The sequence below is a fragment of the Sphingomonas sp. Leaf208 genome (genome assembly GCF_001421415.1).
Lineage (GTDB): Bacteria > Pseudomonadota > Alphaproteobacteria > Sphingomonadales > Sphingomonadaceae > Sphingomonas.
Window position 1 is genome coordinate 12,673 of the sequence record NZ_LMKH01000016.1, and the last position, 20,745, is coordinate 33,417.

The 20,745-nt window shown below is 58.6% G+C and carries 17 protein-coding genes and 3 pseudogenes; 12 read left to right on the top strand and 8 right to left on the bottom strand.

What is annotated here, in order from left to right:
• Positions 1–469: 469 nt before the first annotated feature.
• Together ASE69_RS09485 and ASE69_RS22930 are read left to right on the top strand one after the other, a co-directional pair.
• A pseudogene (locus tag ASE69_RS09485) lies at positions 470–1,631 on the top strand (IS3 family transposase).
• Between the two features lie 25 nt (positions 1,632–1,656).
• Positions 1,657–2,104 (top strand): annotated as a pseudogene (locus tag ASE69_RS22930) (transposase); the annotation flags it as partial.
• Between the two features lie 89 nt (positions 2,105–2,193).
• Here ASE69_RS22930 and ASE69_RS09495 read toward each other — a convergent pair.
• Positions 2,194–4,164, bottom strand: a complete 1,971-nt coding sequence (locus ASE69_RS09495; RefSeq protein WP_156362268.1) for a hypothetical protein — start codon at positions 4,162–4,164, stop codon at positions 2,194–2,196.
• Between the two features lie 276 nt (positions 4,165–4,440).
• On the opposite strand from ASE69_RS09495, the gene ASE69_RS09500 reads away from it, so the two are divergent.
• Complete coding sequence (locus tag ASE69_RS09500; RefSeq protein ID WP_056485604.1) at positions 4,441–5,568, top strand: glycosyltransferase family 4 protein; 1,128 nt, start codon at positions 4,441–4,443, stop codon at positions 5,566–5,568.
• A gap of 5 nt (positions 5,569–5,573) precedes the next feature.
• Here the strand turns inward: ASE69_RS09500 and ASE69_RS09505 are convergent, their stop codons facing one another.
• Positions 5,574–6,539 carry a glycosyltransferase family 2 protein gene (locus ASE69_RS09505; RefSeq protein ID WP_056485607.1) on the bottom strand — a complete coding sequence of 322 codons (966 nt, stop codon included), beginning with the start codon at positions 6,537–6,539 and terminating at the stop codon, positions 5,574–5,576.
• Between the two features lies 1 nt (position 6,540).
• Positions 6,541–7,896: an O-antigen ligase family protein gene (locus ASE69_RS09510; protein WP_056485610.1), complete on the bottom strand. Its 1,356-nt coding sequence runs from the start codon at positions 7,894–7,896 to the stop codon at positions 6,541–6,543.
• Positions 7,897–8,047: 151 nt separating this feature from the next.
• Between ASE69_RS09510 and ASE69_RS09515 the strand changes: the two genes are divergently transcribed.
• The 4 genes from ASE69_RS09515 to ASE69_RS09530 all read left to right on the top strand — a co-directional run bounded on the left by ASE69_RS09515 (position 8,048) and on the right by ASE69_RS09530 (position 12,659).
• Complete coding sequence (locus ASE69_RS09515; protein WP_056485614.1) at positions 8,048–8,743, top strand: serine acetyltransferase; 696 nt, start codon at positions 8,048–8,050, stop codon at positions 8,741–8,743.
• Between the two features lie 501 nt (positions 8,744–9,244).
• Positions 9,245–10,378 carry a glycosyltransferase family 4 protein gene (locus ASE69_RS09520; protein ID WP_156362269.1) on the top strand — a complete coding sequence of 378 codons (1,134 nt, stop codon included), beginning with the start codon at positions 9,245–9,247 and terminating at the stop codon, positions 10,376–10,378.
• On the top strand, positions 10,375–11,490 hold the full coding sequence (locus ASE69_RS09525; protein WP_056485620.1) for a glycosyltransferase: 1,116 nt from the start codon (positions 10,375–10,377) through the stop codon (positions 11,488–11,490). The genes ASE69_RS09520 and ASE69_RS09525 overlap by 4 nt, the downstream gene beginning before the upstream one ends.
• Before the next feature lie 20 nt (positions 11,491–11,510).
• Positions 11,511–12,659: a glycosyltransferase gene (locus ASE69_RS09530; protein ID WP_082453036.1), complete on the top strand. Its 1,149-nt coding sequence runs from the start codon at positions 11,511–11,513 to the stop codon at positions 12,657–12,659.
• Here ASE69_RS09530 and ASE69_RS09535 read toward each other — a convergent pair.
• From ASE69_RS09535 to ASE69_RS09545, 3 genes are all read right to left on the bottom strand, one after another.
• Entirely contained in the window at positions 12,626–13,774 is a 1,149-nt protein-coding gene (locus ASE69_RS09535; RefSeq protein ID WP_156362270.1) for a glycosyltransferase, read from the bottom strand. The genes ASE69_RS09530 and ASE69_RS09535 overlap by 34 nt on opposite strands.
• 490 nt (positions 13,775–14,264) lie before the next feature.
• On the bottom strand, positions 14,265–14,447 hold the full coding sequence (locus tag ASE69_RS09540; RefSeq protein WP_056485629.1) for a hypothetical protein: 183 nt from the start codon (positions 14,445–14,447) through the stop codon (positions 14,265–14,267).
• 33 nt (positions 14,448–14,480) lie between these two features.
• Positions 14,481–15,125, bottom strand: coding sequence for a hypothetical protein (locus ASE69_RS09545; protein WP_056485632.1), 645 nt, complete (start codon positions 15,123–15,125; stop codon positions 14,481–14,483).
• 776 nt (positions 15,126–15,901) lie between these two features.
• Between ASE69_RS09545 and ASE69_RS23440 the strand changes: the two are divergent.
• Positions 15,902–16,048: pseudogene (locus ASE69_RS23440) on the top strand (PEPxxWA-CTERM sorting domain-containing protein); the annotation flags it as partial.
• A 6-nt stretch (positions 16,049–16,054) separates the two neighbouring features.
• On the opposite strand, the gene ASE69_RS09555 reads toward ASE69_RS23440, so the two are convergent.
• Positions 16,055–16,528, bottom strand: coding sequence for a TIGR02281 family clan AA aspartic protease (locus ASE69_RS09555; protein ID WP_162236872.1), 474 nt, complete (start codon positions 16,526–16,528; stop codon positions 16,055–16,057).
• Positions 16,529–16,721: 193 nt separating this feature from the next.
• Here ASE69_RS09555 and ASE69_RS09560 point away from each other — a divergent pair, with 193 nt between their 5' ends.
• Entirely contained in the window at positions 16,722–16,961 is a 240-nt protein-coding gene (locus ASE69_RS09560) for an XrtV sorting system accessory protein (RefSeq protein ID WP_056485651.1), read from the top strand.
• Positions 16,962–16,987: 26 nt separating this feature from the next.
• Here the strand turns inward: ASE69_RS09560 and ASE69_RS09565 are convergent, their stop codons facing one another.
• Complete coding sequence (locus ASE69_RS09565; RefSeq protein WP_056485640.1) at positions 16,988–17,845, bottom strand: hypothetical protein; 858 nt, start codon at positions 17,843–17,845, stop codon at positions 16,988–16,990.
• 212 nt (positions 17,846–18,057) lie between these two features.
• Here ASE69_RS09565 and xrt point away from each other — a divergent pair, with 212 nt between their 5' ends.
• Genes xrt through ASE69_RS09580 form a run of 3 tightly spaced genes read left to right on the top strand, consistent with a single transcriptional unit; the run spans position 18,058 to position 20,452 of the window.
• Positions 18,058–18,954 carry an exosortase gene (xrt, locus tag ASE69_RS09570; protein WP_056485643.1) on the top strand — a complete coding sequence of 299 codons (897 nt, stop codon included), beginning with the start codon at positions 18,058–18,060 and terminating at the stop codon, positions 18,952–18,954.
• Entirely contained in the window at positions 18,951–19,658 is a 708-nt protein-coding gene (locus tag ASE69_RS09575; protein WP_162236873.1) for an exosortase C-terminal domain/associated protein EpsI, read from the top strand. Before xrt ends, ASE69_RS09575 begins: the two co-directional genes overlap by 4 nt.
• Positions 19,655–20,452 (top strand): hypothetical protein, encoded by a 798-nt coding sequence (locus tag ASE69_RS09580; RefSeq protein ID WP_056485648.1) that lies wholly within the window; start codon positions 19,655–19,657, stop codon positions 20,450–20,452. Before ASE69_RS09575 ends, ASE69_RS09580 begins: the two co-directional genes overlap by 4 nt.
• Positions 20,453–20,745 lie beyond the last annotated feature (293 nt).

The following is a 20,745-nucleotide window of genomic DNA, read 5'->3' on the forward strand; positions in this document are numbered from 1 at the left end:
AAAGCAGACTGCGCACGAGACGAAGCAAGATTGCCTCGACACGCTGAAGCATCTCAAGGAATGTTTGAACCGCCAGATTGATCTCGATCTCGAGCAGCTCATTCTATGGAGAGCTTTAGCCTCAACGAACAGGACACGTCGGTCTGGCAGAGCGTTACACGGTCACCGACTGCGGGCTGGCGTGCCACACTGACATTCGTAAATCACTGCCTTCGTTGCTTGTCCGGGCCACTCAGGCATGATCGCGCCTTGCATCCTCAAGGTGCCAATGACGATGGACGCCGATCTCTTCAGGACCTACGTGACCCGTGCCTTTACGTCCCAACTCTCAGCCGGCAATGTCGTCGCCATGGACAACTGTCCAGCCACGAGGCGCGGACCGTGCACAGTGCGATGAAGCCGTCGTGACGTGACCCCAGTTGTTTCATCCAGTTGGACCTAGAGTCCGACCCCGGAAAGGGATGGACGAATAAAGCGGAAGCAGTTTTCGGAAGAGCAGGTCATAGGCATTCTGAAGGAAGCCAAGGCAGGTGCGGTGGTGAAGGATCTGTGTCGTCAGCACGGGATGTTTAGCGTGACCTATTACGCCTGGAAGGCCAAGTTCGGTGGTCTGGAGGTGTCCGATGCGAAGCGGCTGCGAGCGCTTGAGGAGGAGCACGCCCGGCTCAAGCGGCTACGGGCGGATATGATGCTCGACAACCGAGGTCTGAAGGACCTGCTCTCAAAAAAATGGTGACGCCTGCCGTGAACCGAGAAGCGGTCGCGCATCTCCAGACGGCGCTGGGGATAAGCGAGCGGCGGGCGTGTGCTGTCATCGGGGCGGATCGCAAGAGCATGCGGTATCGCTCGAGCCGGGCAGATGATGGCGACCTTCGGTCGCGTCTGCGCGAGCTGGCGTAGCAGCGCCGACGGTTCGGCTATCGGCGGTTGCACATCCTGCTTCGGAGTGCATCACGATTAACCGCAAGAAGACACAGCGGCTTTTACCGCGAGGAAGGTCTGACAGTCCGTTGCCGGAAGGGACGAAAGCGCGCCGTCGGCGAGCGGAAACCTGAGCCGGTGCCGGCGCTACCCAACCAGCGCTGAAGCCTGGACTTCGTTCATGATCAGATGGCCACGGGGCGGCGGCTCCGTATCCTCAACATCGTCGACGACGTGACACGCGAGCGTTTGCGGGCGGTGCTCGACACGTTGATATTGGGCAAACGGGTGGTGCGCGAGCTGGGCGACCTGATCGCCGAGCGTGACGCGCCCAAGATGATTGTCAGCGACAATGGCACCGAGCTGACCTCAAACGCGGTGCTGGTGTGGTCGGGCGACGCCGGCGTTGAGTGGCACTATATCGCTCCGGGCAAACCAACGCAGAACGGGTTCGTCGAGAGCTTCAACAGTCGCATGCGCGACGGGCTTCTCAAAGAGACGCTGTTTCTCACGGTCCGCCAGGCGCGCACGATCCTAGCGCGCTGGGTCGAGGACTACAACACTGAGCGGCCACACTCATCGCTTGGCTACGCCACACAGCCGCCTTTGCGGCCGAACTCGAAAAGCGACGGCTGGGTTTAAACCCGACCGTTGCTTCACCCGCGCTCCTGCGCGACAATAACGGTCAGTCTCTGGTTGCAGCTGGATGAAAGGCGCTGGCCGACGATCTGCACGCGTGCCGGCTATAATTGCGGCAAACGCTAGGGGGCTCAAAGATCCACCTAGCGGTCAACACGCTGGGCCACCTGTTGGCGCTTAATGCTACGCCGGTCAGCGTGGAGGGCCGCAGCGAGGTGGAACGGTTCGCGCGTACCGTGCAGGCTGTCACCAACGACTCCATCGAACATGCTTGGGTCGATCAGGGCTATACCGGCGAACGTTCGGCCGACGCTACAGCCAAGCACGGCATCACACTCGAGGTCGTCAAATTGCCCGAGGTCAAACGCAGCTTCGTCCTTTTGCCGCGACGCCGCGTCGTTGAGCGGTCATTTGCATGGGCAAATCGCTTTCGGCCCCTGTCGAAGATTACGAGCGCTATGCCGAAACACTCGCAAGGCTTCACGTAGTCGCCCTCGCCTGCCTCATGACGAAACAGGCTGCGGCTTTCGCGGCAGGTTCATAACAGTCTCTCGTCCCATGGTCAGATATGGAAACGGCGCCACCACCGGTAGAGCGGCGCCGTTTAAGGTCTAAATTAGAACCGTACTTAGTTCAGGCACCGATGACGGGCATCGCAGTCGTGCTACCTACCAAGCTGTAAACGTAATAATGCGTTCCCCCGGAAGTCTGTTCGCCGTCGAACTCTAGCGTTGTGACGGCTCGGCTGCTCAAGTCGCTTACAGTTACGGCACCGAGGTCAAGTCCGTCATGGAAGCTGAAGGACCCATCATGACTTTCAATGGTCAGTAAGTTCTTACCATCGAGCTTGCTACTTGATATTATAAAGTCCTTGATTCCAAAGTTGATGATTTTATCTTTTCCGAGGTCTAGATTAAGACCAGTGTCGAAGAAGAAGGTGTTAGTAGTTTTGTCCTTCGCGTCGCCAGTTAACGTGTCTGCAGTGGTAAGCTTGCCCTCCACTGACTTGTTGGGGCGAACTGCGGCATTGCCATAAACAAAACCATCATCGTTTTGGCCAAGAAGACGCAAACCTTTGGGCATGTCAAGTTTGAGCGCTCCACCTCCCGCGCCCAGATCAAGTAGGCCATTGCGACCAAAGGTTATGATCCCGTCGCCATTCCCGTCAGCCAGCGCCGTTTTCATGACTAAGACATCGTCATTGTCAAACCCGACGATCTTGTCTGCACCGCGATTAACGGTTTGGTCAAAGAGGAACTGATCCTGGCCTATCGTACCTTTAAAAACGTCGGCTGCGACGGTACCGGCAAATTTAACGACCGGGGGTGTCGTAGTTGCGGGGGCATCGGTATGCTCTAACGGCAGCGATGCGGGACTGGTGCCCGGTCCCGAGGCAGTCGATTGTGGTACAGGCAATGTGACGGCGGGAATCGTTGTCACCGGGGTGGAGCTTACGGGAACGGTCACGGCCGGGGTTGTGGTAAAGGGATCGGCGGGCAAAACCAGACCTACCGAATTTTTGCCGACCGCATCGACCAGCGTCACCATTGCGTCGGTCAGCCCACCGATCGTACCGGTCTTCAGCGCGCCGGTTGCAGCCCTTACCACCTGGACGTCGTTAACAGTCACATTGCCGCCTTCGTTCAGGAACACGCGCGTCCCCGAACCTGCGTCGGCGAAATAGCCCCCCTCGATTGTCAGCGATGCACCTTTGACGATATGTACCTGATTTTGCCCGTTAAGCGTCCCACCACGCTTGTCGGGGTTAAGGCCGACGGCGTCGATCATTGCCGTCTCACCCCAAATGCGATAGTTGCGGCTGTTATCCTCGGCAAGCGTTCTAACCAGTGTCGTAGATTTAGACTTGAGATCGTAGCCGGCATCAGTGTTACCGCGTGCAATGGTATCTTCAAATAAGACGTTGTACACACCCTTTTCGGTCGCGAAACCGTCGCCGTTCCAATATTTGCCGCCAGTTGTGTCTGTCGCGTTCTCCATCACTACGCGGCGCAGAACGATATCGTGCGCAGTACCGGTGATATGGACGCCCATGGCAAATTCATCGCCATCCTGTCGCTCGCTATCTCCACGTACGTCTTCGATTAGCACGTTGCTGCTGTTATAGCCGATCTCAATCAAGCCCTTGGAAAAGCCTTCGACATCAACATCGCGCAGCGTTAGATTGGTAACGTTTGCGCTCTTGTTGCCGGAACCCACATAGGTTTGGAAAAAGTGCGCAACATTGTCGGCATCAACATGCTCGATCACAATGTTCGCGACGTCGCCAGCAGCCCGAAAGACGGTCGCAGTGTTGTTGACCTGAAGATTTTCGAACGTCAGGTTGCCGGCGCCCTTTTGAAACTTGAACAGCTCGTTGCCGCTAGCATTGCCGATCGCGTAGGTCGCGGGACGAGTCCCCTCAATCACGGCCTCCTGATCTGCACCGGTCTTGCTGTTGACGCCCTTGATCGTGACAGCGTCAGCAAAGCCTGCACCGCTCCAGATGTTAACGCTGCCGGTCATTTTGTAGCTACCGAGATCGGCTGCTAAAAGAACGGTTCCGCCCGATCCGGCTTTGCGAATGGCACCGTCCATGCTGGTCAAGGCGGCTGCGTTCGCCCAATCAGACCCACTCTTATTTCCCGACCCGGTTGGGCTGATGTAAAAGTTCGGCATGTTGCAAAGTCCGTGAGAAGAGTGCTGCTCTCGGACGTGCTCCGGAGCTCCGCGCCAGTTAACCGCAGGACATCCTACAATCGGTTCGCAGAACCGGTAAAAGGAGGGTTAACCCTTCATTCTTAAATGCGGAAAAAACAGTGCGAGAGTTGACGGCAGCCCTGCCGCGCGGGATGCGTCGCACGATCATTGAGGACTGGTATAATGCCGCAGTTGCCGATCGTGTTTCCATTTTCTAGTTCCGACATTGGCGGCAGTCACGTCGCGACCTATGAGCTTGCCGTTGCCTTGCAGAAGGATTTCGGGCGCCGCTGCATATTCCTGTGCGCTGATGGTACGCCCATTGCCGACGAGGCACGGCGACTGGGCATCAAGGTCGTCGATACCGGGGAAATCGCGTGGGCGCACGCTTCACTCAGGAAGCGTCGCAGCCCTGTTCGCACGTTACGCCGTTTCCCAGCACGACTGGCAATCATGCGGCAGATCGGCCGGTGTATTGTTCACGCCAATGAGATCGTCGCCATTCAGTCGTTCGGGATCATTGCCAAGCTGCTTGGCGGGAAAATTGTCTATCATCATCATGCGCTGAACCGGATGGCACTGCCCAACCGGTTACTGATTAGCCGTGCGGATGCGGTCATTGCAGTGTCGGAAACCTGCCGTGCACCATTATCGTTCGTGCCGAACGAGCGGCTACAAGTCGTACTCAATCCAATTGAAGTGCCGCAAAATTTCGATCGGTGTGCAGCACGCGCCCGCGTGTGCGCGAAACTCGAGATCAGCGACGACGATACGCTGGTCGGGTTCGTCGGCAATTTATGGGATAGAAAGCGACCCGAGTTCTTCCTACGTGCCTCAGCCGTTATGGCGGCTTCTGACAACCGCATGCGCTTTATCATTTTTGGTCGAAAAGGGGATGTCGACGTACCAGCGATGCAAGCACTTGCTGGCATGCTGGGCATCGCCGACCGAGTCGTTTTCGCTGGCTTTATGATGCCAGCCGAAGACAATATCGCAGCGCTCGACCTGCTGATGGCACCTGCGATTCGTGAGCCGTTCGGGCGTACGCCGATCGAGGCTGCACTGCTAGGCACGCCCTGGGTCGCGACCGATGATGCGGGGCATGGGGAGATCGGCCGGCAGTGGGCAGGTGGACGGTTGGTCCCAATCGATGCCGATGAGGTGGCGTTCGCCCGGGTTGCGGTCGCCATCCTTGCCAATCCGACGTCGGTAACTGCGACGGCCGACCAGCGCACGACGATCGCGGCCAACTTTTCCCCTCATCGCGAAGCAATCGAGGTCGAGGCTATCTATCGGCAGCTGGAAAGTTAGTGCCTTTAGCGATTCAACCTGCGGCTGAACCGGGTTCGAAGTCGCTTGGCAGCCGGCAAGGTCCAGCCGTAACCGAGCACGGCCAGCGGGTGGCTTGCTGCAAGCAGCAAAGCCTGCCCCTTGCTGCCAGCGCGCCAAAGGTCGTGAACCCGATGCCCTTGCCCTAGCGTCGTCATACTGCGCCGATAGCGATGTAGCGCGGCCCGGGTCTCGGACGATGACGTTTCACCATGTTGGGCAAGGAGAGTGTCCGCTATCCACATCCGGTCGGCATGTTTGGGGATAGTGCGTGTGCCGCCAGACACCGTCTTCGAGGTCATACTCTGGGGCAGCGTGTAAACGTAAAGGGGTTCGTGAACGAGTACGCCTCGGCCACCAGCCAGTAATATCGTCATGAAGAAATGAAAATCCTCGGCGTACCGGATTTCGGTTGAGTAACGGATCGCGTGCGTGTTCAGAAACGCGCGGGACGCCATCGGTTTCAGAAGCCCGAAGCGTACGGTAACGAAGGGGCGTTCGCTATCTAAGAAACGTGCCGGCGTGAGTACAGACATACCGTCATCAACCGGCAGCACTGCACCGAGATCCTGCTGCGTGCCCTCATCGTAGCGGATGTAGTTGTCCGCAACGATCGCCGCGTTCGCGGTTCGAGCCGCTTCTAGCATGCGTTCGAGCCGCTGGGGACGCCAGCGGTCGTCCGCATCGAGCACCGCCACCCAATCACCGCGAGCGTTATCAATGGCACGATTGCGCGCCGCGCTAGGCCCGCCGTTGCGCTCGGCGCGCAGCAGACGGATGCGCGGATCTGCAACTGCCCGGCGTTCGACGACCGCACAGGTATCATCGCTAGAGCCGTCGTCGGCGACTAAAATTTCCCAATTGTCGATCGTCTGCGCAACAACGCTGTCGAGCGCCTGTTCGATATATGCGGCGGCGTTGTAGGCCGCGATCAAGACGGATACCCGCGGCATGTTACACTCGCATCGTAGTAGGAATAAAGTGTGGCAAGCCCCCTCTGAGGGGCGGTCGATATCGATTACGGATCATGAATACGGTGTAGCCACAAAGCAGGGCGTAATAGATCAGCCCTTCGATATTCCACATTGGCATCGTGGCCATGTTTAAAATGATAAAGGAAATGTGGGCTGCAAGGCAGATCCAACGTGCGGGTGTTGGCACGAGAAAACTGATCCCCAAGAACCATATCCATATGATGATGTAGCAGACAACGCCAATCAAACCTACTTCGAATAGCGCAGAGACTAAGGTGTTGTGAGCATAGACCTTCATTTTGCCAATCCAGGTCTCCGGGCCGAGACCGATCAGATGCTGGCGTGGGCTGCTTTCTTCCCAGGCATAATAATATTGGCTCCAGATGAGCGGGCGCCCGCTCATGATGTGGCGTTCCTCGATTGAAAACGTGCCTGGTGGCTTGATGAGGCTGGTATTGCGACTGATCAGCACTCCAAGATCACTGAACCGATCCGCTTGGCTAACTCCGATCGCCAAACCGCCGGCAGTGATCAGCAGGACAAACATCGCGCCTACGATCGCACGCTGCCTTGGAATGAACTGGCGTGTGCCGCCAATCAGTAAAGTTATCGCCAACAGCGGGATAATTGAAATTAGCGTCGTGCGATAATTAGCTATCAGTATGCCGATAGAGCACCATGCGATTAGCGCAAGCTTAACCCGAAAGTTGACATGACGTGCCAGGCAAACGGCAAGCAACGTACCGCACAACATGACCGAAAATGCGGCCTCATGAACGAAGCCGCCGATATACGCTGCCGAGCCGTCGGACTCGCTTTGTTTAACTACACCCAACGCCGTTCCGACCAGCTGAAAAATTAGCGGTGATAGCAGGGCCAGGATGACCGTCGGCATCACCTTGTCCTCGCCATGGATTTCTAGAGCCTCGATCGTGAGCAACGCCACGACGATGAGATAGCCCAGCTTGGTGACGTAGGTAGCAAGATCGGGCAGCGCGTGGTTGAGCGTACCGCTCAATATCCCCACGGCAAGCAAGGGCAATATCGGCAAGACTATCATCGGTGATATGCTACGGCGCCGAAGCACCATTAATCCGATCGCCAGAAAGACGATCGATGACAGGGCGTTCCACGAAAGCCCGATCGGAGAGGATTTGAAGGTGAAGACCCATGCTGCCGACAGCAGGGGGCGCATACCGATCGTTATCACTAGCATGCGTCCCGCCGACGACGGCAGCTTTCGGCTGAGGCGAAATATCGCCACAACGCCGAGCAAGACCATCGGCAGCAGCACGAATATGGGCATTCCCCGCCCGAGATATTGCGCTGATTCCATTGTTTGGCCTTTAGCCCAGTAAAATTGATCAATCTATAAAGGTGTCGAACGATAACCGTCGTTTCGCCGGACTGCAGACGTGGCCGATGCTAACAGAGCGTTGACAGTGCCGGCGACCGGTCTAAGTCGCGTACTCCGCCAGGGGGAAACAATGGCCGATAGCGATACCTTGTCCGAAACCAGCATGGCGCACAGCCGTGGCTGCATCCGGCGTTTCCGTGCCTTACGCGCCGTATTGGCGGCGGACCTGTATCGCTATGATGGCAGGGTCGATGCACGAACCTTCCTGAAGCATTATATTTTTACACCCGGCTACAAATATACGGTGCGGATGCGAGTCTGCGGCTGGTTGCGCACCAAGCCCGCCATGGCGTTCGGCCTATATCCGCTGTCCAAGCTGCTACTGCTACGTAGCCGGTACAAATTTGGGTTTGCGATCCCGGAATATATGCTGATCGGACCTGGCCTGTTCATCAACAGGTTCGGTGGCATTTACATGAATGGCGATGCGGTGATCGGTTGCAACGTTAACGTCACCCACGGCACGATGTTGGGCCAGGCCAATCGGGGTCCGCGTAAAGGGAGCCCGATCGTCGGCAATCGCGTGTTCCTAGGTGCTGGCGCAAAGGTAGTCGGTCATATCCAAATCGGTAACGGTAGCTCGATCGGCTCGAATGCGGTGGTGACCAAGGATGTCCCGATGGACGGTGTGGTCGGTGGAGTACCGGCCAAATTGCTATCGATCGCGGGATCAGAAGGCTACATCAACCGCCAAGTCCCTGCGGCTATGATGCGGCACTGCATTGACGCGTTTGTAGGCCCGGTACCCGAAGGTTTTTGGAACTGAACTGCTTGCAGAAATCGTACCAGCATAACAAGGTTACCCCTGCATTAAACAAATTTGTTGGCAATAGGCGAACACGTAATAGTTATGGGACAGCGAGACATCGCCAAGGTTTGATCGTTTATGAAAGCTGCTTTTGCGCATCGCCGGTTTAATGACGGACAGGTCGTGCCTCAACCTGCCATGGCCGCTAACATCGATATGAGGGCACTGCCGCCACAAGGGGCATCGCCTGCCGGCGATCTTCAGCGGCAAGTCTGCGCCGCGGCCCTACGGGGCTTTTTTGCCGAGTCTCCCAGAGCATGGCATTACGGCACCGCACGGCGCATCGCGATCACCACGATAGCGGGAGCCACCGGTTGGGGGGCGGTGTTCGGCCTTGGTTCCCTGCTCTTACGATAGTACCGGTCACAGGAACGGTTGTCCGATGTGCAGCGAGCGGGTAATTGCGGGCGCAAGATCGCCTGTCATTGCGCGGCGCTGGAATATCGGGGAACTCACCGCGTGAAAATCGGAATCGCAGGCCTGCGAGGCATTCCTGGCGTGATGGGCGGGGTCGAAGCCCATGTCGAGGAACTCTACCCCCGCGTGAAGGCGTTGCGGCAGGTGCTGGATATCGAGGTAGCGATGCGCTCGCGCTATGTCGATCCCGCACCGCGCGACTGGCACCAACTCGCGTTGTTGCCGATCTGGGCGCCGCGCAGTAAATATTTGGAAACGATTGTCCATACCGTCTGGGCGACCTGCTACCTCCGGTTCGTCCGACGCTGTTCGGCGATCCACCTGCATGCGATTGGGCCGGGACTAGCAGTGCCGCTTGCCCGGTTGCTGGGCATGCGCGTCCTGCTGACTCATCATGGCCGGGACTATGATCGCGCTAAGTGGAACCGCTTCGCCAAAGGGGTTCTGCAACTTGCCGAACGGATGGCAGTTAAGCACGCGCACGAGGTTATCGTTGTGTCGGAAAACGTTACCGAGATGTTGCGCCTGCGCTTTCCCGCAAATGCCGACCGCATTCATTTCGTTCCTAACGGCGCCAGCCTAACCTTTGCTAAGGCATCGCGGACCCCCGATCCGGCAGTCTTGGCCGCATTGGGGCTCAAGGCTGGCTGCTATATTCTTGGGGTCGGTCGTCTGGTACCGGAAAAGGGGTTCGACGACCTGATAGAGGCGCATGCCGTTTCCGGCGATCAGCGCACGCTGGTGATCGCGGGTCGGGCGGATCACGATGACGGCTATGCCCGTCGCCTCACCGCGCGCGCGGGCACGCACGTCGTCTTTGCCGGGTTCCAGCCGCACGAAGCATTGCGCTCTCTTTATGCTGGCGCGTCGCTGTTCGTGCTACCTTCTCATCACGAAGGCCTGCCCATCGCCGCGCTGGAGGCGCTGGCGATGGACACGCCGACGCTGCTCAGCGACATTCCAGCCAATACCGAGATCGGGCTAGGGCCATACCACCATTTCCCAGTCGGCGACATTACGGCGTTGGCTTCCAAGCTGCGCCTGTCGGGTGACAGCTTCGCGGTTGATGGGGCGATGATGCGGGAACGTTACGACTGGGACAAGATCGCCGCGAGCACCGCCGGGATCATCGACCGGTTGCTGGCGCCGGTACGAGCGGCGGAAGGCGGACGATGAACGTTCGCGTCCGTTTCCTTATCAATTCGCTGGCGGGCGGCGGAGCAGAGCGAGTCATGGTGACCCTGCTCGCCGCATCGCAGGCGAGGATGGCCGCATCGCCGTTCGCCCTCGCCCTTCTTGACGACGACCCGGACGCCTATCCTCCGCCAGCATGGCTGCCGGTTGCGCGGTTGTCGACGGGCGGATCGCTTGTGCGCGGCGTGTCGGCGATGCTGTCACTCGTCCAGCGTGAGCGGCCGACCCTAATTCTTGCATTTCTGACTCGGTCCAACATCATTGCCGTGATCGTCGCCAAGCTGACCAGGCGACGCGTAATCATTAGCGAGCGCGTAAACACGACGGCACATCTCGCCGGCAGCCGCGTTGCTCGCTTGCTCGTCCGTGCCACCTATCCGCGCGCAGATCGCATAATTGCCGTGTCTGAAGGGGTAGCCGACGATCTAGTCAAGAATTTTGGCGTGGCCCGGGATCGCATCGTCGCTATTGCCAATCCAGTCGATATTGACACGATTATCGCGCGCGGCCGAGAGTTCGTTGCACCACCGGTCGAGAATGGTTTCATCGTCGGGATGGGGCGGCTCACCGAGACCAAGAACATGATGCTGCTGGTCGAGGCCTATGCCGCGGCAGCCATTTCGTTGCCGTTAGTGATCTTGGGCGAAGGACCGGAACGTGCGGTGATCGCGGCGCGGATCGCCGCGCTGGGGATCGCGGATCGCGTCCACTTGCTCGGCTTCCAACCCAATCCCTTCGCCATCTTGGCGCAGGCCAGCCTCTATGTCAGCGCATCCAATGGCGAAGGCTTCCCCAACGCACTGGTCGAGGCAATGGCACTGGGCGTACCGGTGATTGCCACCAATTGCGCGTCGGGCCCATCAGAAATCCTCGGCGATCTGCCTCGGCACGCGGTGCAAGATACAATGGTCACCTCGTGGGGCACATTGGTGCCGGTCAATGACGTGCAAAAGCTGGGAATTGCCATACACGAGGCGCTGGAAGCGCCGGAGCGCATCACTGCTCAAGGGATCGCGGGACAGATGCGCGCGCAGGAATATAGTGTTGATCGTGCTGTCGAGCATTATTGGAATATTATTGATCAAATAAGATAATGCACGACACATAAGTGGAAATGCAGTTGAAAAGTAAGGGGCGCATTGCGGCGATTGGATTTAGGGGGGTGCCGCACGTTATTGGCGGTATCGAGACGCATTGCGAACACCTTTATCCAGCTTTGGCGGAAGCGGCGCCGGATTTGGATATCATCATGATCGCACGTAGTCGTTACGTTACAGCGTCTAACAATCGATTAGGCAAGGTGCGGCTCGTCGCGCTGCCTGCCCCGAAACATGGCGCCATCGAAACGCTGGTGCATACGCCGCTGGCGATCGTCTATGCACGATGGTGGTTGCAAGCAGCGATCGTGCATTTGCATGGTATTGGCCCTGGGTTCTTTGCGCCCCTTGCGCGCATCCTCGGGATGCAGGTCATCGTAACGCATCATGCCGCCGATTTTGAACGGCCCAAATGGGGTCGGTTGGCTCGCAGCTTCCTGCGTGTGGGCGAACGTTTAATGGCCCGCTTTGCAGATCGCGTGATCTGCGTCAGTGATACTGTCCAGCGCGAATTTCTGTCTCGGCATAATGAGGCCGTTGGACGAACTATGACCATTCAGCATGGTCTGGATCTACAAGCTTCAGTCGATGGCCTTGATTTCCTTGCGGATCAGCACCTTGTTTCAGGTGGTTACCTGCTCGCCGTCGGCAGGCTCGAACCGACCAAGCGGTTCGAGGATCTGCTCGCAGCGCACGCGTTACACCCCGCGGCGCTGCCACTGATCATCGTAGGTAGTTCGATCAATAACGCCGATTACGAGGCCGAGCTTCGTGACCTTGCAGAGAACGGCGTAGGGGGTAGTGTGCGTTTCCTGGGATTTCGGACCGGTGATGAGCTGTCAGCACTTTATACCCACGCTGCGGTGTTGCTGCATCCATCTGAAATGGAGGGGTTCGGTCTAGTGATACTGGAGGCTTTGGCGTTTGGAGCGCCGACGATCGTCTCCGATATTCCGGTGCATCGCGAGTTCGGCTTGCCTGCCGATCATTATTTTCCGGTAGGCGATCAGGTTGCGATCGGGGCCATCATGGCGAAAACACAGGTGCGTACCGCACCATGGCCGCAGGCGGCAGCGATCGTCGCGCGCTATTCCAGCGCGCCAGCGGTCGAGGCACATGCCGTGGTCTTCCGTCAGCTCATGAACTCATCGAACACCGCCCAGTAATCGGCGGCGATCCGTTCGAGGCGGAAATCTTCCATGCGCAGCCGCCCGGCTGCTCCCAATCTTGCGCGCAAATTGGCATCGTCCATCTCCCGGATTGCAGTTGAAAGACCCGCGCAGTCGCCATCTCCGACTATTAGACCGTAAGGCGCTTCAGTCACGCCGCCTGCGCCCCCTGCCCCTGCCCCCAACAGGTCTGCTGGTCCCGAGAGGCAATCGGTAGCTATGACGGGAAGGCCGAGAGCCATGGCCTCGGCCAGTGCATTGGGAAAGCCTTCGTTGTGAGACGCTGATACCAGAAATGTCGCACGCGCCATGACGGCGAAGGGGTTGGCGAGGAAGCCTGGAAAACGAATGCGTTTACTCAGCCCGGCAGCAGCGACCTGAGCCTCGAAGCGGATACGATCCGGCCCTTCGCCGAGGATTAGGAGCGGCAATGCCGGATCGGCGTCGGCATAAGCATCGATCAGCAGTGCAAAGCCTTTAGCGGTGACCAGCCGCCCGACAGCGACCATAAACGCGGGCGGCAGCGCTATCTCCGGCGCCTGAGATCCTTCGGCGGCGATCCGCTCTAGATCGTAGGGATTGTTGATTGTCGTCACCCGGTCCGGCGCAAGGCCTGCTGTGTCGATTAGGTCGCGTCGCACCCCTTCGGATACGGCCAGCACTCGGTTCGCGCGCGGATAGAGGTATCGTACCAGCGCGCGCAGACCGGCCAGCGCTATGCCTTGATATCGCCCCGCAAGATGCGAAGACAGATGCATGCGTTCGCACAGGATAGTTCTTGCGCCAAGGCCAGGTGCTACAGCGGCGGTTGCCAAATTGGAGCGTATAAGCAGGCTAACCACCAGCGTCGGCTGCAAGCGTGTCAGCAAAGCACGTAACCTAATGGCGCTTCGCCACAGGCTACCCCGCGCATCCAGGCAATGGCGACCGGCTAGTGCTGGCAGCGTTCGCATTTCCGGTTCACGATCGAGCAGGAGAAGATGCATCTCATAGCGCTCGTGCCTGTTGCCCGCAGCGCTTAGGATACGACCCAGCGCACGTTCCGCTCCGCCACTACCGATCGAGTTGATGATGAAAACGATGCGCGGTAAAGGGATGGAACGATCAGTCACGTGAGTTCTCTGCCATGCCGTGGCGTCTACGTCATCCGGCGAAACCTTCCTTCGTCAGATCCAGCATGTCATGCGTTGGATAAAAATAGATACAGCGTTGAGAACGCGTACCGAATTATAGCCAGTGAGCCGTCGGGCGCATCAACATTGCAATAGTCCATCTCCGACAGACCGCTGGAAAAGCACCAATCGAAACCAGCGCGATATCGCTGTACGTCTTGTAGGGGCATCTACGCTTTGCTGGTAGATGCCGATCAATGCGGTGGAATTGATCGTACGAGCAGGCGAGCGAAAGTTTGAGACTGTGTGAGAGCCACCGCCAGTTCGGAGGCGGGAAGACGTTGCGGTCGATTACCGACGCCACGGAGCCCGGCCTATCGGACTTGAACATGCTGGTCAAATGGCCGAGTACGGCGCAAGCGGTGGCGCATACCACAGGTTCGACTCTGCGCGACGTCTAGAAACCCGGCAACACCCGCCGGATCGGCGGTCAGGCTCGAAAGGCGGTCGCGATTGCATCCAGTAGCCGTTCCAACGGAACGCGAAGCAGGAAGAAAATTACCACGACCGCGATTGGCCAACGTATCAGGTCGAAAATGCCGATGGTAAACTGCTTCCAGCCAATGTCCCTTCCTGTCGGCGTGCCGACACCCTGCCCGTCGTCGCGTGTCATGATAATCCTCCTGTAATCGCCATAATAAACATATCAGTAAAGCCAACGACTCCATTCGGCGTCGATCCGCCAATTCCGATCGGTCTTTTGCAAAGCGTATAGCGTGCCCCAATGTTCGGCACGAACCGTAACGAACGCCGTGTCTCGATCACGCACGGGGTCGCTGATCTCGAACAAAGGCCAGCAATCGCTCCGGATGCGATTAACCGGCCACCACCGCGCCGCTACACCGATAGGGACCCAGGCTTGCCGAATATCCACGGCATTCTCAGCCCGGCCAATCTGATCACCAAGCCGCGCCGCGGCACCATCTAAACGTAGCTGATCAAGGCCCGGCAGCACATCCTTGCGCGCGCCAGGTTCCTGGATCGTCAGTGGCTGGTCCTCAAACTCCGCATCACGCAGCGCCCGCGTGGTGACGCGGATATCTGGCCTAAGAGGCAAAGGGCGATGCCAGTTCAATTCGAGACGGGCGGGCCGGGGGGCCGCCTGCATCTCGTGAAATACAGCCAATGCCTGGCCTTGCGTGCTGTCATCGACACATACAGACCGCTCTTCCTGCGCCAGTAGGGTCAACACCGCCGCAACGATCCGCTCGTCATCAGTCAACGCCCGCTTGTCCGGGGCACATCCCGTAATCGCTATCAAAAGCATGGCGGCGAGCAGAACGCCCGCCACGCGGGGAGGGGCCGACACGGTATTTAGAGGTTCTACATAAGGGAAGTTGCAACGGGCGATAGACCCTGCCTTATGCCGATTGCAGACGTGCATCACGCGGAGATGGTTCCGTTCGTTTGCGGGACACGTTGTCTGCGTCACAACGAATTGACGTGCAACAGGCAATATGGCCAAAACCTGGTAGCTGAGGGGCTATCTTTACGACCGTAGGCAAACCATATTGCAAAATAGGGGAGCGTGAAATGGTGAGTGATACCGTTGATCTAAAATCGGAAGAGCGTCGGCGCCAGATAACGCTAATGCTGCTGGGCGGCTTGCTGTTCGTCACGACGGTTCCGGTAGTAAATCAGCGCGCCTTATTCAGCCCGCTTGGTGACGTGCCGATCCTGGGAGATCTGTCGCCGGTAGCCTATGCAGCGACGTTCGGTACGCCGTTTGGACCCAGCAGTCCGGGCGGGCCCGGCAGTCCTCCGGTTGCGGGGGGTCGCGAAGTACCTCCGGGCGCTTATGGTGTGCGGACGCCCGGCGAACCAGGTTTTGGTGGTCCTCCGGTCAGCGGAACGTCTTCGCCCCCCCCTTTGGGTATCGTCGGTAATCCACCAACATTTTCGTCTCCCCCGGGAATTCCGTCCGGCGGCAACGGGGTGCCTGGCGGAGGTGGCGGTCTTCCTGGTGGGGGCGGTGGTACGTCTGGTGGCGGTATACCCGGCGGAGGTGGTGGCCTTCCCGGAGGGGGCGGTGGTACGCCCGGTGGTGGCGGCACTACGCCGGGCGTAGTTGGCGCTGTGCCGGAACCGGCCACCTGGCTAACAATGATTTTAGGGTTCGCCATCGTTGGCGGCATCATGCGCCGGGCTCGACGCCAAGAAGCGACCCGACGGCATGCAGGTCCGGTCGATGTCAGCCGGATCGGTGCAGGTTAACGGCTGTCAGCGAAGGCTGATGCGATCTGCCGTAAGAGTAACGGAATCGAGCTTGGCCAGCATGTTTTGACCAAGCAATGAAACACCAAGACCGTTGCGAACGACTGCTGCCCTCAAACCGCGGACCTCGTGTCCAGCAAGATTAACCTTATCCAGTGTTGCCCAGGCCATCGGTGCTGCGCCACCGACCGTATCAACGCTACGATCGAAGTTGGTTTCGTGCACCCTGATACCGGCCTGCCGCGCATCGGCCGCCGTCAGCACGACGACACTGGCGCCTGTGTCGATCAGAAACCGAATCGGGCGATCGTTGATCAGTACATTGACGTAGAACAGACCGTCTGTTCCACGCTGTATGTGATGCGCAGATCTTACGATGGCCGGCGCGCCCAATGGCAAAGCCGTGCCCTCGGCCATTTGTGTGGCGTCGGTGCCGGTAACCGCGGCATTGGCCACTGGGTTGATGGTATCAAGGATCATGTCCCGACCTAGACGGGCGCTACCGACAAGCAGAAGCGCTACGACCGCTATTAGCATTGACGGGATTTGCAGGCCAAACATGAGCAGGATATGCGCCAAAAGTTATCAAGGCCGCGTGAATGCATATCCATAACCAGGGCTTAACCTCTATTGGATGTGGGATCATCGGGGGCGCAGACAGGCAGAGTACAAGATGAATACCGTCTACGATTGGGTCACGGTTGCTCTGTTCGCGGGTCTGGTCGTGCTGTTCCTTCATCGATCGGATCAGGAACCGGGACCGCGTGATGCCATGTGGCACTACCTGGTCGCTGCGGTAGGCTGCGGATTGGTCAACTGGATTGGCAACGCCGGTTATCATGTTGCCGCCACGCTCTCGCTAATCGGCGTGGCGGCATTCATCGTTCTGGTATTAAGGCCTAGGCCCCTGTAGCGTTGATTCTGTATCCTCGACCTTGCCTATGCCGCGTCGCCTGCGTCCCGTTCTTTTTCCGGGGGCGGGGCTGTATCGGTTCTAGCAATATCACGAACATGCCGGTGCTGGACCAAGGCGGCGAGGGCCGTGATCAGCGCCGCGATCAGCAGCTGGACGGCTGCGACGTAATAGGGCCAGCGGAGCGTCTTATCCGAGACGTACAAGATGTAGACTGGCGGCTCGACGTCATAACCCGCATAGCGATAGAGGCGCAGGATCGATCCCGGCAGATGGTTGCGAAGCAGGACGCCAGTACGGTTGTCTAAGCGCGCAACATTTGGATTGCCAAATTCGCGGGGGAGTAGTTCGACAAAATAGCGGAGCTGCTGATTCTGGGGGTCCGGCGCGACAATCGGGGCGAACCGTACGCCGCGAGTGGTGATGAGGAGGTTCTGTGCAAATACCGCGGTACGGGTGAATATAATCCGACCTCGTAACGTTACAGGACCAAGCGGCGGAGCCTTTGCCTGCACGCTACCGATCGACACCACGGCGCGCGGCGGGGCGATACGGGGAAGCGTCAATGTCCACAACAAAGTCACGATCGCGGCACCAGTAAGCCCCCCGGCAAAGGCAAACAGGGCGCGGCGAAAATTCATACTCGTGGATACCGCTGCATCGAGCCCATAGCGGTCGGGCAGATCCACCCGGTCGGCACGCCGACGCGCCTTCAGCAACCACGCGGCGGGCGAGCCGAAGCCGATGACAAGCATCGCAAAGGTCAGGATTGGAAAATAGTGACTCAGCTGTTCGAACTGCCATTCCGCCAAAAACGCGTACAGGCCGGTATAATGATCGGCTTCCCACAGGAAATAGAGGCTCACGGCGAGAACCCACAGCATCAGCAGCCGGGTAGCGATCGTCCGCCGGCCGACCGGACGACGCCTTGCATGGCGGCGTTGCCGAAGGGATTTCGCGTATCCTCCGACGCGTGCGCCCATCGTGCTGTGCCCTCTCGTTTCGATCCGCTGTCTGCGCGTGCAAACAGAACGATCCAAGGTTATATCGTGAAATCACCTATCGGCTGATTTTGTCCGGTCCTAATGGTCAAGTGATGCCAAGTGAAGCACTTAAGATGATTCGAAGCCGATACGTGCATACCGGCTCGACGATTGCGTGGCTTGATGCGGTACGCGATTACTGGCTCGTTCTGGGCGCGGTCGCTCTGTTCGCCCTCCCCTCCCTCATCTGGCTGATGGCGGGCGAATGGTCGCTAGAACAGGGAGCCGCAGGACCCATCATCCTAGCCACCGGCGGCTGGTTGCTGATGCGTGAGGCACGGACGATCCGCAACATGCCGGGGCGTATTACATGGGCGATGGCCGGGATGGTACCCGCCGCTCTAGGATATGTGTTCGCATATGTCGTCGGCATGCTCTGGCTGAGCTGGCTGTCGACCTATATCGCCCTAATAATCGTGCTTTACAGCTACATAGGTGGGCGAGCGCTGATGCGCTTATGGTTTCCACTGACCTATCTGCTGTTTTTAGTGCCCCCGCCCTTTATGCTAATCGCGCCGATCACCCAGTCGCGGAAGCTGTGGCTGTCCGTCACCTCAGTCGACTTGCTGTCTACCCTCGGCTTTGAGGCGGCATACAATGGGACGACCCTGTATATCGATCAATATGAGCTGCTGATCGCTGATGCCTGCGCAGGTATGAACTCCCTGATTAGCCTGCTCGCGATCGGCCTGTTCTATGTCTATGTCCTATATCGCGCTGACTGGCGTTATGCGATATTGCTTGCGATGATGACACTACCTGTCGCGATGATTGCTAACCTCGCCCGCATCCTGCTATTGCTGCTAGCAACCCATTATTTAGGGATCGCACGGGTCGAGGGCGTTCTACACGAGACCGCAGGCCTTTTTATGTTCTTAGTGGCGCTTGGCTGCCTGATCGGGCTGGATACCGCGCTTGGCCCGCTGCGACGTCGACTGGCGCGATCGTGAGTACGCCGCTCCGATCGGTGGCCTCATCCTTTCGCCTGCCCGACCGGCGCCAGGTGCTGCTGGGTGGCGCGCTGACAGCAGCAGCCGGGTCCGCTGCGTGGTTGCGACCGCGACGTACCACCGCGCTTCTGCCGGATGGGGCTTTGGAAAAAAGCGTGCCGCTGCAGTTGGGCGATTATCACTATGCCAGTTCGACCGGCTTGATTCTGCCGGACAGCGACCAGACCACCGGCATCTACGATCAGGTACTGACCCGCGTCTATGTCGCACCCGATGCCGCACCGATGATGCTGCTGATCGCTTATGGTAGCGCGCAGGACGCAGGGCTGGCCGTGCACCGACCCGAGGCATGCTATCCATCGGCAGGATATACGATCAGTGCCCGGTCGACGGTAGAACTGCGCGGCGTGAGCGGACGTGAGGCGACGGTGCTGTCCGCATCGCGGGGAGACAGAATTGAACAGATCTATTTTTGGATGCGGATCGGCGAACGCTTTCCTACCTCACCAATCGACGAAAAATCAGCAGTGTTCGCCGCCAATCTGCGCGGTGTTATGCCGGATGGGGTGCTGGTTCGGTTGTCGGTTCGCTCGACCAATGCCCGAGGCGCACTGGACCAGATGATGGCGTTCAATGCTATGCTGCTTGGAACTGGCGATCGCATGGGGCGAGCGATGTTGCTGGGTAAGGACAGCGCGTCGTGATTCTCCTTCGCATCACGATGGTTTTGCTACTCGCCTCGTCCGCCTGCACTCAATCTGCACCGACGGGACAGGTTGTGGCGCGTATTGATGGGATTGAGGTGACCCGACGCGATGTCCTGATCGAGCTGATGGCGAGTGGGGCACCCGCCGATGTCGATACCCAGACGGTCCGGCCTGCACTGCTTGACCGGATTGTCGTCCGCAAACTGCTGGCCGAAGAAGCGCGGCGCCAATCGATCGATCGATCCCCTGAGTTCTTGGGCCAGGAGAGGCGAAGCAGGGAAATAATCTTGGGTGAGCAGCTGACCCAACGCGTTGTCGGGAGGCTGCCCCCCCCCTCGCCCATAACCGTCGCGGCTTTCGTCGCGGCCAATCTCGCGCGGTTCGATCGTCACGAAATCTTTCGCATCGATCGGATTACGACTGCGGCTCAGCCTGAGGGGACGACACTACGACTGCCATCGAACGACGCGATCGCTGATCGGCTGCGCGACCGGAATGCAGCTTTCAAACGCGAGCTTGTTAATGTTGACAGCCTAGCGCTGACGACGGCGCAACGCGCTGCCCTAAACGCTGCGGGCGGCCGTCCGTTCATAGCGGGCGCAGGCGGCCCCCTCTCGATCGATCAAGTGGTGGCGACCATTCTCCGACCGGTGCCTACTATTCAGCGCAACGAACTGGCGACCGCCGTCCTGCACGATATGGATGCGCAACAAGCAATGATAACGCTGACCGCGAAGCTTAGAGCAGGTGCGCAGATTGAATACGCCACTAATCGGGCGGCATCGCGCTAATACTATACGCGAAGGGCAAACTTGGGCTTTTCCTGTCAGTTTCTAGAAAAACGTTTGGCCCTGTCGTCGGTGAGCAACATACGGTGTGTATGCCTCCATCATGGATCGCTCGGTTACCGCCGGGCAGCCCCGCATACCGTATAGTCTGCGTGTCTATGCGGTAGGTGACGTTTGACCTGCTCCCCAGAATTCATGCCATTGGTAAGTTAGCTCGTCAGATGGAGACGAGTGATGCGGCGAGGCCGATTTACCGAGGATCAGATCATTGGCGTGCTGCGCGAGCATGAGGCCGG